This window comes from Streptomyces sp. NPDC033966 (assembly GCF_055575955.1).
Map to the genome: position 1 here is coordinate 306,053 of NZ_JBVIRQ010000003.1, position 11,828 is coordinate 317,880.

Genomic DNA, 11,828 nt, shown 5'->3' on the forward strand with positions numbered 1-11,828 from the left:
CGGCGGACCACGCTCAGGCCAGGGCGGGCGAGAGGGCGTGCAGGCGTACGAGACGCCGGCGGGTCTCCTCGTCCAGCGGGACGAAGGTCGTCAGCCGCGCACCCGACGCCGGGCCCAGCCACAGGCTGGTGTGCTCCAGGCGCAGCAGCCCCACGTGGGCGTTGCGGATGTACTTGGTGTTGCCGCCCGCCGCGACCACCTCGTGCCGGGCCCAGATCTCCCGGAACTCCGGCGAGGCCGCCTCCAGCCGGGCCAGCAGCGTCTTCCACGCGGGCTCCGCCAGGTGCCCGGCCATGGAGGCCCGGAACTTGGCCGCCAGCAGCCGGTTCACCTCCGGCATGTCGACGAGGGAGGCCCGCCAGTCCGCGTTGGTGAACGCCAGCCACATGCAATTGCGGTCTTCGGGGGGCAGTGCGTCCAGATCGCACAGCAGGCGCCCGTACGTGCTGTTGTAGGCACGGATGTCGTACCGGCTGTTCTGCACGCACGCCGGGATCGGGTCCAGCTGGTCGAGCATGGCCCGCAGGGCCGGGGTGACGCTCGGGCAGCGGGTGTTCGGCGCCGGGTCGGTGCCGCCCGCCAGCGCGAACAGGTGCGCCCGCTCACTGGAGTCCAGCAGCAGGGCCCGCGCCAGCGCGTCCAGGACCTGGGGGGACACCTGGATCTCGCGTGCCTGCTCCAGCCAGGTGTACCAGGTGACGCCGACGGCGGAGAGCTGCGCGACCTCCTCGCGGCGCAGCCCCGGGGTGCGCCGGCGCGGGCCCCGGACCAGCCCGACCTGCTCGGGGGTGATCCGCTCGCGGCGGCTGCGCAGGAAGTCGGCGAGCTCGTGACGGCGCAGGTCGCTCTCCGGGGCAACAGTGGTCATGGCACCAGGGTGCCGCACCGCCCATCCTGTTGCCAGGTACTCCTGGTACCAGGATGAGGAGACTCTGGTACCAGGCTGAGCGGCGGTGGATCGTTCCTTCCGTGAGCGAAACAACCGTACGCACGACCCACCCGTCCCCGTCTGTCCCCGCGGCCCCCACCGCCGCCCCGGCCACCGCCGGGTCCGTGTCCGCGGGGCCCGCCGTCCTCACGCCGCTCGGGCTGTTCACCGTGCTGCTGGGCGCCGCCCTCCCCCTGATCGACTTCTTCATCGTCAACGTGGCCCTGCCCGCCATCGACGCCGACCTCGCCGCCGGTCCGGCCATGCTGGAACTGGTCGTCGGCGGCTACGGGGTCGCGTACTCGGTGCTGCTGGTGCTGGGCGGGCGGATCGGCGACACGGTCGGCCGGCGACGGCTCTTCGTCGTCGGGATGGCCGCCTTCGGGCTGACCTCCCTGGCCTGCGGCCTGGCGCCCACCGCCTGGACCCTGGTCGGGGCGCGGGTGGCGCAGGGCGCGGCGGCGGCGCTGATGCTGCCCCAGGTGCTGGCCACCATCCAGGCCACCACCCAGGGCCCGCGCCGGGCCCGCGCGATGAGCCTGTACGGGGCCACCGCCGGCCTGTCCATGGTCGCCGGGCAGATCCTGGGCGGGGTGCTGGTCGCCGCCGATGTGGCCGGGTCCGGCTGGCGCTCGGTGTTCCTCGTCAACGTGCCCGTGGTGGTGGCCGGGCTGGTGCTCGCCGTCCGGGCCGTCCCGGAGACCCGCTCGGACCGTCCGGCGTCGGTCGACGTCCCCGGGACGCTGCTGCTCGGCCTCACCCTGGTGTCCCTGCTGCTGCCGCTGACCGAGGGGCGGGCGGCCGGCTGGCCGCTGTGGACCTGGGCGGCGCTGGCCGTGTCCCCCTTCGCGGCCCTGGCCTTCTACCTGACGGAGCGCCGCGCCGACCGGCTCGGGCGCACCCCGCTGGTGCCGCCGAGCCTGCTGCGGCTGGTGTCCCTGCGCCGCGGGCTGGTGATGATGCTGCCGTTCTCGATGGGCTTCAGCGGCTTCATGTTCGTGGTCGCCGTCGCACTGCAGCAGGGCCTGCGCATGGGTCCGGTGGCCGCGGGGCTCGCGCTGGTGCCGATGGCCCTGGCCTTCTTCGGCGCCTCCCTCGCCGGACCCCGGCTGGTCGGCCGGTTCGGCAGCCGGGTCGTCACCGCCGGCGGGCTGATCCAGGCCCTCGGCATCGCCCTGGTGCTTGGGGCCGTCTGGTACGGCTGGCCGGACGTCGGTCTCGCCGGACTGGCTCCGGGCGTCGCCGTCGCGGGCCTCGGCCAGGGCCTCCAGCTGCCGGTGCTGATGCGGCTGATGCTCTCGGACGTCCCGGCGGACCGGGCCGGGGTGGGCAGCGGGGTCATGGTCACCACCCAGCAGTCCTCGCTGGCCCTGGGCGTGGCGACCGTCGGCACCCTGTTCCTCGCCCTGGCCGAATCGATGGGGATGCGCGACGCGCTCGCCGTGGTCCTGCTGGTCCAGCTCGGCCTGATCGTGGTGACGGTGGCCCTCAGCCTGCGCCTGCCGCGCGCTATGCGCTGAACGGGGCGCCCGGGCCGTGACACCCCGTCGGTCCGGCGCGCACCGGCCGCCGTCAGGCGCGGGCGGCCGCCCCGCGCGAGAACAGCCACTCCTCGGCGGCGTCCGCGTCGAACTCCCGCTGGCCGCCCGCGAAGAGCAGCCCCGCCGCCGCGAACGCCGGATCGCCGGCGGTGCCCGCCACGTACGGGACCGCCACGCAGCCCATCCCGGCGGCGTGCGCGGCCAGCGCCCCCGGCGCCGCGTCCTCGACCACCACGCAGTCGGCGGGCCGGGCGCCGAGCCGGCGGGCCGCCTCCAGGAACACGTCCGGGGCGGGCTTGCCCCGCTCGACCTCCTCGGCGGAGACGGCCGTGGTCAGCAGCGCGGCCAGCCCGGTGCCCTCCAGCACGGCGTCGATCGCCTCCCGCGAGGAGCCCGAGGCCACCGCCATCGGCACGCCCCGCGCGTGCAGCCGCTCCACGAAGGTCCGCATCCGGGGGAAGGCCTCCGTGCGGGTGCGGGCCAGCTCCAGGTAGGCGGCGTTCTGCTCCGCCAGCAGTTGTTCGACCGGGGGCCGCAGGCCGTAGCGGCCCTTGAGGACCTCCAGGGTCTCCAGCGTGCCGATGCCGATGAAGCGGGAGTGCTGTTCCCACGTGAAATCGGGGACGCCGTGCCGCTCCAGGGTGAGGCGCCCCGACTCGTAGTAGTTCGGCTCGCTGTCCACGAGGGTGCCGTCGAGATCGAATATGACGGAGATCATCCGTTGTGCCCGTCCTGCCGGTCCTGTGCCTGTCCCAGCCATCCTGTCAGGATTTGCGCGCCGCCCGCCCCACGGACTCCACCAGCGGCAGCAGCCGGTGCGCGACCCGCTCGCGCAGGGCGACCTCCGTCCGCGTGCGGACCACGCCCGGAAGCCGGATCAGCCGCTGGATCACGTCCTCCAGATGCCCGGCGTCCCGGGCCACCACCCGCGTCAGCAGGTCCCCGCCACCGGTGATCGAGAAGGCCTCGACGATCTCCGGCACGGTCGCCAGCGCGTCCCCGACCTCGTCCAGGCGCCCCTGGGTGACCTCGATGTGCACGAACGCCAGCACCGGGTGCCCCAGCGCGGCGGGGGAGAGCACCGGACCGGAACCGGTGATCACCCCGGTCCGCTCCAGCCGGTCCAGGCGGGCCTGGAGGGTGCCGCGGGCCACGCCGAGGATCCGGGCGTACTCGCGGACGCTGGTGCGCGGCTGCTCGATCAGCAGGCGCAGGATCCGGGTGTCGAGCTCGTCCACCGCCATGTCAGGACTGTACCAATGGCCCGGATCGTCCCGCCGCCGGGAAGCGACCGCATCCGATCACGCCCCCGGCACCGAAGAACAGGGTGACAGCCGCCGCCCACAGCCCCCACCCCCCGACACGGAGCCGAGCGCATGAACACCGCAGTGGTCCTGTACACCTCCGACCTGCGCCTGCACGACCATCCGCCGCTGCGCGCCGCCCTCTCCTCCTGCGACCGGATCGTCCCGCTCTTCGTCCGCGACCGGGTCATCGAGGGCTCCGGCTTCGCCGCCCCCAACCGGCTGGCCTTCCTCGCCGACTGCCTCGCCGACCTCGACGCGGGCCTGCGCGAACGCGGCGGCCGCCTCGTACTGCGCTCCGGGGACGCCGTCGCCGAGGTCTGCGCAGTCGTCCAGGAGGCCGACGCCGACGAGGTGCACATGGCCGCGGGCGTCAGCGGCTACGCCCGCACCCGCGAGGAACGGCTGCGCGAGGCACTGGAGGCGCAGGGCCGCCGGCTGTACACCCACGACGCGGTGGTCACGGCGGTGGCCCCCGGAGCGGTCCTGCCCACCGGCTCGGGCGCCGACCACTTCTCCGTCTTCACCCCCTACCTGCGCCGCTGGACGGAACTGCCGCAGCGGGCCGTGGCCGCCGCCCCGCGCCGCGTACGCGTCCCCGAGGACATCGGATCCGAGGAGCTGCCCCGCCGCGCGGCCGTCACCGGAACCTCCCCGGCCCTCGCTCGCGGCGGCGAACGCGAGGCCAGGCGGCTGCTGGCCAACTGGCTGCGCTCCGGCATCGACCGCTACGGGGACACCCACGACGACCTCGCCGCCGACGCCACCTCCCGGCTCTCCCCGCACCTGCACTTCGGCACCCTCTCGCCCGCCGAGGCCGTCCAGCGCTCCGCCGCGGCCGGCGGCGCCGGAGCCGAGGCCTTCGTCCGGCAGCTGTGCTGGCGCGACTTCCACCACCAGGTCCTCGCCGCCCGCCCCGACGCCGCGGCCGAGGACTACCGGCCCCGCCACGACCGCTGGCGCACCGGCCCGGCCGCCGAGGAGGAGCTCCAGGCCTGGAAGGACGGCCGCACCGGCTACCCGGTGGTCGACGCCGCCATGCGGCAACTGCGCCACGAGGGCTGGATGCCGGGCCGCGCCCGGCTGCTGGCGGCCGGCTTCCTCGCCAAGAGCCTCTACGTGGACTGGCGCACCGGCGCCGGGCACTTCCTCGCCCTCCTCGTGGACGGGGACCTGGCCAACAACCAGCTCAACTGGCAGTGGGTGGCCGGCACCGGCACCGACACCCGGCCCAACCGGGTGCTCAACCCCGTCCGCCAGGGCATCAAGTACGACCCCGAAGGCCGCTACGTCCACCGCTGGGTGCCCGAGCTCGCCGCACTGCCCGCGCCCAGGGTCCACGAACCCTGGCGGCTGCCCGGGACCGAGCGGGCCCGGTACGACTACCCGCCGCCGCTGGTGGAACTCGCCGACGCCCTCGGCCGCTTCCGCCGGGCGCGGCCCGGCGCCGGACCGGGCGGCGTACCGTAGGCCGGTGGACCCCGAACCCGCCCTGAGCACCGGTGCCGTCGCCCGCCGCCTCGGGGTCTCCCCGACCACGCTGCGCTCCTGGGAGCGCCGCTACGCCATCGGCCCGGCCCACCGCGAGGACGGCCGGCACCGCCGCTGGACGCCCCGGGACATCGCCCTCCTGGAGGAGATGTGCCGGCTCACCGCACGGGGCGTTCCCCCGTCCGAGGCGGCGCGGGCCGCGCTCGGCGCAGCACCCGCCGCCCGCGCGGGCGGGAGGGCGGCGGCCGTGGTGCCGGGCGGGCCCGGCGCCCTCCCCCTCGGGGAGGCGCGGCCGGAGGGACGGGGGCTCGCGCGGGCCGCCGTACGCCTGGACGCGCCGGCGGTGGCGGAACTGCTGGAGGCCGCCCTGGCGGAACACGGCCTGGTCGCGGCGTGGGAGGAGGTCATCGCGCCGACCCTGCACGCCGTCGGCCGCAAGTGGGCCTCGGCGGGGGAGCGTTACATCGAGGTGGAACACCTGCTGTCGTGGCAGGTCTCCGCCGCCCTGCACCGGATCCGCCCCGCCCCGGACCGGGCGCGGGTGCCCCCGGTGCTGCTCGCGTGCGTGCCGGGGGAGCTGCACAGCCTGCCCGTCGAGGCCCTGGCCGCGGCCCTCGGCGAACGGGGCGTGCCGGTAAGGATGTTCGGCGCCGCCCTGCCCGCCGGGGCACTGTGCGACGCGGTACGGCGTACGGGTCCCCGTGCCGCCGTCCTCTGGTCGCAGTCCCGCACCACCGCGGACCGGGCCCTGGCCCGCTCGGTCGCCGGCATCGAGTGGGGGCTGCGCGGCGCGCGCGGCCACCCGGCGCTCCTGCTCGCCGGACCCGGCTGGGGCCCGGAGGCCCAGGGGCCGCGCACCGGCCGGCTCTTCGCACTGCGCTCCGGCCTCGGCCTCATCGAGGAACTGGCGGCCGGGCAGGCTCCAGCGACCGCCGCAGGGCGCGCAGGGCCCGCCGCATATGGCTCTTGACGGTCCCCAGCGGGAGTCCGGTGCGCTCCGCGATCTGGCTCTGGCTCAGATCGGCGTAGAAGGCCAGGCACAGCACCTGCCGCTGGGCCGGGGGAAGCCGGGCCAGCTCCCCGAGGACCAGCACCCGGTCCAGGGCCTGCTCCGCCGGCCCCTGCGGCCCCTGCGGCCCCTCGCGCGGCTCCCCGGCGCGCTGCGCGGCGGCCCGCGCCACCCGGGCCAGCCGCCCCCGGGCCTCCAGCGCGTCGGCCACCTTGTGCCGGGTGATGCCGGCCAGCCAGGCCCCGATCCCGCCGGGCCCCGGACGGTACCCGGCCCGGCCGCGCCAGGCGGCGAGGAACACCTGCTGGGTGACGTCCTCGGCCTCGCGCGGATCGCCCAGGGCACGCCGGGCCAGGGCGTGCACGACGGGCCGCCAGCGCCGGCAGACGGCCTCCGCGCAGGCCTCGTCGCCCGCGGCGAATCCGGCGGCGAAGCCGGACTCCGCGGCGGGGCCGGGGGCGGTGGCGGGGGCGTCGTCCTGCGGGCGGGAGCCCTGCGGGGGAACGGTGTCCATGCGACGAGCCTCCCGAGGCGGTGGGGGCCGCCTCCACTTGCACCGTTTCCGCATCGATTACGTCGGCTCGGCTCCGGCTCGGCAGCGACACCCCCGACGCCGGCGCGGGCAGGCTTCCCCGATGGGCCGTGCCGAAGGCGAGGAACAGGACCTTCCCGGTCTGCACGGCGGTGAACACCGGCCCCAGGGCCGGCGGGCTGACGGCCTCGATCAGCCCGGTCACCCAGGCCGGCACCAGCAGCAGGACGGTCAGCCGCCCGCCCGCACTCACGCACGTCCACGACGCCCGACAGTGACACGACCGCCCGGCTCCGGCGGCCCGGCAGGCCGGGCGCGGGCGCACCGCCGTAGGGTCCGGGCATGAGTGAACTGCTACTGGTGAGGCACGGAGAGACGGCGTGGAGCGCGGACGGGCGCCACACGGGACTGACCGACGTGCCGCTGACCGCGCGGGGAGCCGACGAAGCCCTCTCGCTGGCCCCCTTCTTCCGCGACCGGGAGCCCGCCCTGGTGCTGACCAGCCCGCTGAGCCGGGCCGTCGCCACGGCCGAACTCGCCGGGCTCACCGGCGGGATCCCCGAACCCGACCTCCACGAGTGGGACTACGGCGGCTACGAGGGGGTCACCACCGCCGAGATCCGGCGCACCCGGCCCGACTGGTCGCTGTGGACCGACGGCGTCCCGCCGGGCGACGCCCCGCACCCGGGCGAACAGGCCGCCCAGGTCGGGGTCCGCGCGGACCGGGTCCTCGCCCGCGTTGCCGGGACCCTGAGCGCCGGCCGGGGCGACGTCGTACTCGTCGCCCACGGCCACTTCCTGCGCGTCCTGACCGCCCGCTACCTCGGCCTGCCCCCGCAGGAAGGCCGGCTCTTCCTGCTGCGCACCGGCACCGTCAGCACGCTGTCCACCGAGCACGGGCTCCCGGTCATCGCGGGCTGGAACACCCGCCCCTGACCCTCCCCCAGGCCGGGTCCGGCCCCGACGGCGACGGTTCGGGCAGGGCCAGGCACAGGGCGTCGAGCGCCGCCGCGAACGCGTGCTCGGGCGGGGTGCCGTAGCCCAGCACCAGCCCGTCCCGCGGGGCCATGGCACTGTCCGGGTGCAGGTACGGCCCCAGCCCGTCCAGCGCCAGTCCCGCCCGCCGCGCCGCGCGCAGGGCGGCCGCCTCGGTCCCCGGCGGCAGCTCCAGCACGGCGTGCAGCCCGGCCGCGACGCCGCTCACCCGGACGTGCGGGGCCTCGGCCGCGAGCCGCGCCGCCAGCAGGTCCCGGCGGCGCCGGTAGACCTGCCGCATCCGGCGCAGGTGGCGGTCGTAGCCGCCCGAGGAGACGAACTCGGCCAGGGTGAGCTGGTCCGTCACCCCCGACCACATCTCGCGCGGCCCCTTCGCCTCCAGGACCGCGTCCACCAGCCGCTCCGGCAGCACCATCCAGCCCATCCGAAGCGCGGGGGACAGGCTCTTGCTGACGGAGCCGATGTACACGATCCGCTCCGGGTCCAGGCCCTGCACGGCGCCGACCGGCTGGCGGTCGTAGCGGAACTCCCCGTCGTAGTCGTCCTCGACGACCACCCCGCCGCGGGCCCGCGCCCAGTCCACCACCGCCGCCCGCCGCTCGGGGTGCAGCGGCCCGCCCGTCGGGAACTGGTGCGCAGGCGTGAGCAGCACGGCCCGCGCCCCCGTCCCGGCGAGCTCCCCGACCCGGGCGCCCCGGCCGTCCACGGTCAGCGGCACCGTCGCCCTCCCGGCCCGCTCCAGGACCTCCCGGTGGAACGGCAGCCCGTACGACTCGACGGCGACCGGGCCCGTCAGGACCCCGCCCAGCAGTTCCAGCCCGTGCGCGAACCCGGAGCAGAGCACGATCCGGTCGGGGGAGGTCCGTACGCCCCGCGCCCGCGCGAGGTACTCCGTCAGCGTGCGCCGCAGCTCGATCCGGCCGCGCGGGTCGCCCACCCCGAAGGCGTCGTGCGGGGCGGCGGCCAGGGCCCGGCGGGCCGCGGCCAGCCAGGCCGTACGGGGGAAGGCCGAGGCGTCCGGGGAGCTGGGCAGCAGATCGTGGACGGTACGCCGCCGCGCGGGCCGGGCCGGACCGCGCGGCCGCTCGGGCTCCAGCGGGACGGCCCGCTCCGCGACCCGGGTGCCCGACCCCTGGCGGGCCGACAGCCAGCCCTCCTCGACCAGTTCGGCGTACGCGTCGGCGACGGTGTTGCGGGCGATCCCCAGGTCGGCGGCGAGCGTCCGGTAGGGCGGCAGCCGGGTCCCCGGCGCCAGCCGCCCCGAGTGCACCGCCTCCCGCAGGGCGCGCATCAGCCGGGCGCGCAGGCTGCCCCCGCCGCTCAGGTCCAGGTGCAGATCGCCGCCGTTGCCGGGGGCGGGCTCCTCCGCCGGGGCAGGCTCCTCCGCCGAATTGACCCAAGATCTCCGCATGGAAATGAACCCTACGCCCGGTCGATCACGCCCATAGGTTCTTCACATGACAACTTTTCAGGTTCCCGAACGCATGAACTTCTCCGCCGTCGCCCCCCGGGTCTTCAAGGCCGTCCTCGCCCTCGACGCCGCCGCCCGCAAGGGCCTGGACCCCGTCCTGCTGGAACTGGTCCAGATCCGAGCCTCGCAGATCAACCGCTGCGCGTACTGCATCGACTACCACACCGGCGACGCCCGCAAGGGCGGCGAGTCGGAGGAGCGGATCTACCAGCTCTCCGCCTGGCACGACTCAAGCCTGTTCACCGAGAAGGAACGCGCGGCCCTCGCCCTGACCGAGGAGATCACCCTGCTGCCCGGCGGCGTCTCGGACGCCGTCTACGACGAGGCCGCACGGCACTTCGGCGAGGAGGAACTGGCCCACCTGATCGCGCTCGTCTTCACCGTGAACACCTGGAACCGGATGAACGTCACCACCCGCAAGACCCCCGGCACCGAGTAACCCGGCCCGCCCGGCCCGCCCGGCCCGCCCGGCCCGCCCGCCTCGCGCGCGGCCGTCCCGTGCGTGACGATGCGTACATGAACGACGGCGACCGCGCCGAGGCGGGCGGCACGGCCGGGGACACCCGCTCCGAGGACCGCCTCCAGGCCAACGCGATCGGCTTCCTCGACGCCCTCGTCATCGGCTTGAACTCCACCTCGCCGGCCTACTCCCTGGCCGCCGTGATCGGCCCCATCGTGGCCCTGGCCGGGATCTACGCGCCGGGCGTGATGCTGGCCTCGTTCGTGCCGATGCTGCTCATCGCCGCCGCCTTCTACTACCTCAACAAGGTCGACCAGGACTGCGGCACCACCTTCTCCTGGGTGACCCGCGCCATGGGCCCCTGGGCCGGCTGGCTCGGCGGCTGGGCCATCACCATGACCGGGGTGCTCGTCATCGGCTCCCTCGCCGACGTCGCCGTCCACTTCGGACTCCTCGCCGCGGGCCTCGACGAATGGGCCGCCAACCAGGTCGTCCGCCAGACGCTCACCGTGGCCGTCATCCTCGCGATGACGGCCGTCTGCGTCATCGGCACCGAGCTCTCCGCCCACCTCCAGGACGTCCTGATCCTCGCCCAGGTCTTCTTCCTGCTGGTCTTCGCCGTCGTCGCCATCTACCGCGTGTACGCGGGCACCAGCACCCTGGACGAGATCGAGCCCTCACTCACCTGGCTCAACCCCTTCGGGGCGGGCGGCGCCGCCCTCACCGGCGGACTGCTGCTCGGCGTGTTCATCTACTGGGGCTGGGAGTCCGCCGTGAACCTCACCGAGGAGGTCGAGGACTCCGCCACCGCCCCCGGCAAGGCCGGCATCTGGTCCACCCTGGTGCTCCTCGTCACCTACCTGTCCGTCGGCTTCGCCATCGTCGCCTACGCCGGGACCGAGTTCCTCGCGAAGAACGCCGGCGAGGAAGAGGCGGTCTTCGCCGTCCTCGCGCACGAGGTGATGGGCGGCTGGGACTGGATGGTGCTCCTCGCCGTCTGCACCTCCGCCCTGGCCTCCACCCAGACGACGATCATCCCCGCCTCCCGGACCGCCCTGTCCATGGCCCGCCGGCACGCCCTGCCGCCGCGCCTCGCCCACATCCACCACAGGTTCCACACCCCGGAGGTGAGCACCTGGTGGGTGGCCGGCATCGCCATCGCCTGGTACCTCGTCGTCAACCAGATCAGCGAGAACGCCCTCCTGGACTCCCTCACCGCGCTCTCCCTGCTGATCGCCTTCTACTACGCGCTCACCGGCGTCGCCTGCGCCGTCTACTACCGCCGCCACCTGCTGGAGAACGCCCACAACTTCTTCCTCATCGGAGTGGGCCCCCTGGTCGGAGCCGGCCTGCTGTCGTGGCTGCTGGTGGAATCGGTCATCGACATGTCCGACCCCGGGAACTCGGCGGGCGGCGTCTCCTGGTTCGGCCTGGGTCCGCCGCTGGTCATCGGGATCGGCATCGCGGCCCTCGGCGTGCTCCTGATGTGCTTCTGGCGGGTCCGCGACGGCCGGTTCTGGCAGGAGCGCCGCGGCGTGGTCGACCCTGCCCTCGTGCCCGGCGGGAAGGGCTGAGGAGGCCGGATGTCCGTGGTCCTTGGTTACGACGAGTCCCCCGGTGCCGAGCGGGCCCTGCGGGTGGCGCTGGAGGTGGCCACCGCCTTCGGGGAACCCCTGGTCCTCGTCTACGGAGCCGCCGCGCCCGGAGCCACCGGGGAGGAGTACCGCGCCCACCGCGAGGCCGTCCTCCAGGCCGGCCGCACCGCGCTCGCCCGGGCCGTCGAGGCCGCCGACGAGGCCGGCGTCCCCTCGACGGTAGAGGTGGTGGACGACAGGCCGGCCCAGGCCCTGCTCGCCGCCGCCGAACGCCACCACGCCCGGGTCATCATCGTCGGCAGCTGGGGCGACAGCCCGATCCGGGGCGCCCTCCTCGGCTCCACCCCGCACAAGCTGCTCCACCTCTCGCCGGTCCCGGTGCTGTGCGTGCCGACCGAGGACGGCCCCTGACCCGACCGGGGCTCAGCCGCGGAACACTCCCGCCAGGTACCCGGCCGGCCCCTCGGCCGTCGGCGCGCAGAGCCGGGCCCCGGGGGAGCC

Annotated in this window: 13 protein-coding genes; 8 read left to right on the forward strand and 5 right to left on the reverse strand. The window is 75.4% G+C overall.

Features of this window, described 5'->3' with window-relative positions; translation table 11 throughout:
• Positions 1 to 13 precede the first annotated feature (13 nt).
• Positions 14 to 868, reverse strand: a complete 855-nt coding sequence (locus ACZ518_RS10320; RefSeq protein WP_469112593.1) for a helix-turn-helix transcriptional regulator — start codon at positions 866 to 868, stop codon at positions 14 to 16.
• A 101-nt stretch (positions 869 to 969) separates the two neighbouring features.
• On the opposite strand from ACZ518_RS10320, the gene ACZ518_RS10325 reads away from it, so the two are divergent.
• Positions 970 to 2,448, forward strand: a complete 1,479-nt coding sequence (locus tag ACZ518_RS10325) for an MFS transporter (protein WP_469112594.1) — start codon at positions 970 to 972, stop codon at positions 2,446 to 2,448.
• A gap of 52 nt (positions 2,449 to 2,500) precedes the next feature.
• Here the strand turns inward: ACZ518_RS10325 and ACZ518_RS10330 are convergent, their stop codons facing one another.
• Entirely contained in the window at positions 2,501 to 3,187 is a 687-nt protein-coding gene (locus ACZ518_RS10330; protein WP_469112595.1) for an HAD family hydrolase, read from the reverse strand.
• A gap of 46 nt (positions 3,188 to 3,233) precedes the next feature.
• Positions 3,234 to 3,713, reverse strand: a complete 480-nt coding sequence (locus ACZ518_RS10335) for an Lrp/AsnC family transcriptional regulator (RefSeq protein WP_469112596.1) — start codon at positions 3,711 to 3,713, stop codon at positions 3,234 to 3,236.
• A gap of 132 nt (positions 3,714 to 3,845) precedes the next feature.
• On the opposite strand from ACZ518_RS10335, the gene ACZ518_RS10340 reads away from it, so the two are divergent.
• Positions 3,846 to 5,243, forward strand: coding sequence for a cryptochrome/photolyase family protein (locus ACZ518_RS10340; RefSeq protein WP_469112597.1), 1,398 nt, complete (start codon positions 3,846 to 3,848; stop codon positions 5,241 to 5,243).
• 4 nt (positions 5,244 to 5,247) lie between these two features.
• Positions 5,248 to 6,234, forward strand: a complete 987-nt coding sequence (locus ACZ518_RS10345; RefSeq protein ID WP_469112598.1) for a MerR family transcriptional regulator — start codon at positions 5,248 to 5,250, stop codon at positions 6,232 to 6,234.
• On the opposite strand, the gene ACZ518_RS10350 is transcribed toward ACZ518_RS10345, so the two are convergent.
• The gene (locus ACZ518_RS10350) at positions 6,158 to 6,787 is read right to left on the reverse strand and encodes an RNA polymerase sigma factor (protein ID WP_469112599.1); all 630 of its coding nucleotides are present in this window, start codon (positions 6,785 to 6,787) and stop codon (positions 6,158 to 6,160) included. The genes ACZ518_RS10345 and ACZ518_RS10350 overlap by 77 nt on opposite strands.
• A 128-nt stretch (positions 6,788 to 6,915) precedes the next feature.
• On the opposite strand from ACZ518_RS10350, the gene ACZ518_RS10355 reads away from it, so the two are divergent.
• Both ACZ518_RS10355 and ACZ518_RS10360 read left to right on the forward strand, forming a co-directional pair.
• Positions 6,916 to 7,083 carry a hypothetical protein gene (locus tag ACZ518_RS10355; protein WP_469112600.1) on the forward strand — a complete coding sequence of 56 codons (168 nt, stop codon included), beginning with the start codon at positions 6,916 to 6,918 and terminating at the stop codon, positions 7,081 to 7,083.
• Between the two features lie 64 nt (positions 7,084 to 7,147).
• Positions 7,148 to 7,741 (forward strand): histidine phosphatase family protein, encoded by a 594-nt coding sequence (locus tag ACZ518_RS10360; protein WP_469112601.1) that lies wholly within the window; start codon positions 7,148 to 7,150, stop codon positions 7,739 to 7,741.
• On the opposite strand, the gene pdxR is transcribed toward ACZ518_RS10360, so the two are convergent.
• Positions 7,713 to 9,212, reverse strand: a complete 1,500-nt coding sequence (gene pdxR / locus ACZ518_RS10365; RefSeq protein ID WP_469112602.1) for a MocR-like pyridoxine biosynthesis transcription factor PdxR — start codon at positions 9,210 to 9,212, stop codon at positions 7,713 to 7,715. The genes ACZ518_RS10360 and pdxR overlap by 29 nt on opposite strands.
• A 46-nt stretch (positions 9,213 to 9,258) precedes the next feature.
• Between pdxR and ACZ518_RS10370 the strand changes: the two genes are divergently transcribed.
• From ACZ518_RS10370 to ACZ518_RS10380, 3 genes are all read left to right on the forward strand, one after another.
• Positions 9,259 to 9,711 (forward strand): carboxymuconolactone decarboxylase family protein, encoded by a 453-nt coding sequence (locus ACZ518_RS10370; protein ID WP_007262599.1) that lies wholly within the window; start codon positions 9,259 to 9,261, stop codon positions 9,709 to 9,711.
• Between the two features lie 77 nt (positions 9,712 to 9,788).
• Positions 9,789 to 11,306, forward strand: coding sequence for an APC family permease (locus tag ACZ518_RS10375; protein ID WP_469112603.1), 1,518 nt, complete (start codon positions 9,789 to 9,791; stop codon positions 11,304 to 11,306).
• Positions 11,307 to 11,315: 9 nt separating this feature from the next.
• Positions 11,316 to 11,738, forward strand: a complete 423-nt coding sequence (locus ACZ518_RS10380) for a universal stress protein (protein WP_469112604.1) — start codon at positions 11,316 to 11,318, stop codon at positions 11,736 to 11,738.
• Positions 11,739 to 11,828: the final 90 nt, after the last annotated feature.

Coding starts and splice junctions, on each gene's coding strand:
- pdxR (WP_469112602.1), bottom strand. CDS start 9,212: ATGCGGAGATCTTGGGTCAATTCGGCGGAGGAGCCTGCCCCGGCGGAG.
- ACZ518_RS10380 (WP_469112604.1), top strand. CDS start 11,316: ATGTCCGTGGTCCTTGGTTACGACGAGTCCCCCGGTGCCGAGCGGGCC.
- ACZ518_RS10375 (WP_469112603.1), top strand. CDS start 9,789: ATGAACGACGGCGACCGCGCCGAGGCGGGCGGCACGGCCGGGGACACC.
- ACZ518_RS10335 (WP_469112596.1), bottom strand. CDS start 3,713: ATGGCGGTGGACGAGCTCGACACCCGGATCCTGCGCCTGCTGATCGAG.
- ACZ518_RS10360 (WP_469112601.1), top strand. CDS start 7,148: ATGAGTGAACTGCTACTGGTGAGGCACGGAGAGACGGCGTGGAGCGCG.
- ACZ518_RS10370 (WP_007262599.1), top strand. CDS start 9,259: ATGACAACTTTTCAGGTTCCCGAACGCATGAACTTCTCCGCCGTCGCC.
- ACZ518_RS10320 (WP_469112593.1), bottom strand. CDS start 868: ATGACCACTGTTGCCCCGGAGAGCGACCTGCGCCGTCACGAGCTCGCC.
- ACZ518_RS10330 (WP_469112595.1), bottom strand. CDS start 3,187: ATGATCTCCGTCATATTCGATCTCGACGGCACCCTCGTGGACAGCGAG.
- ACZ518_RS10340 (WP_469112597.1), top strand. CDS start 3,846: ATGAACACCGCAGTGGTCCTGTACACCTCCGACCTGCGCCTGCACGAC.
- ACZ518_RS10350 (WP_469112599.1), bottom strand. CDS start 6,787: ATGGACACCGTTCCCCCGCAGGGCTCCCGCCCGCAGGACGACGCCCCC.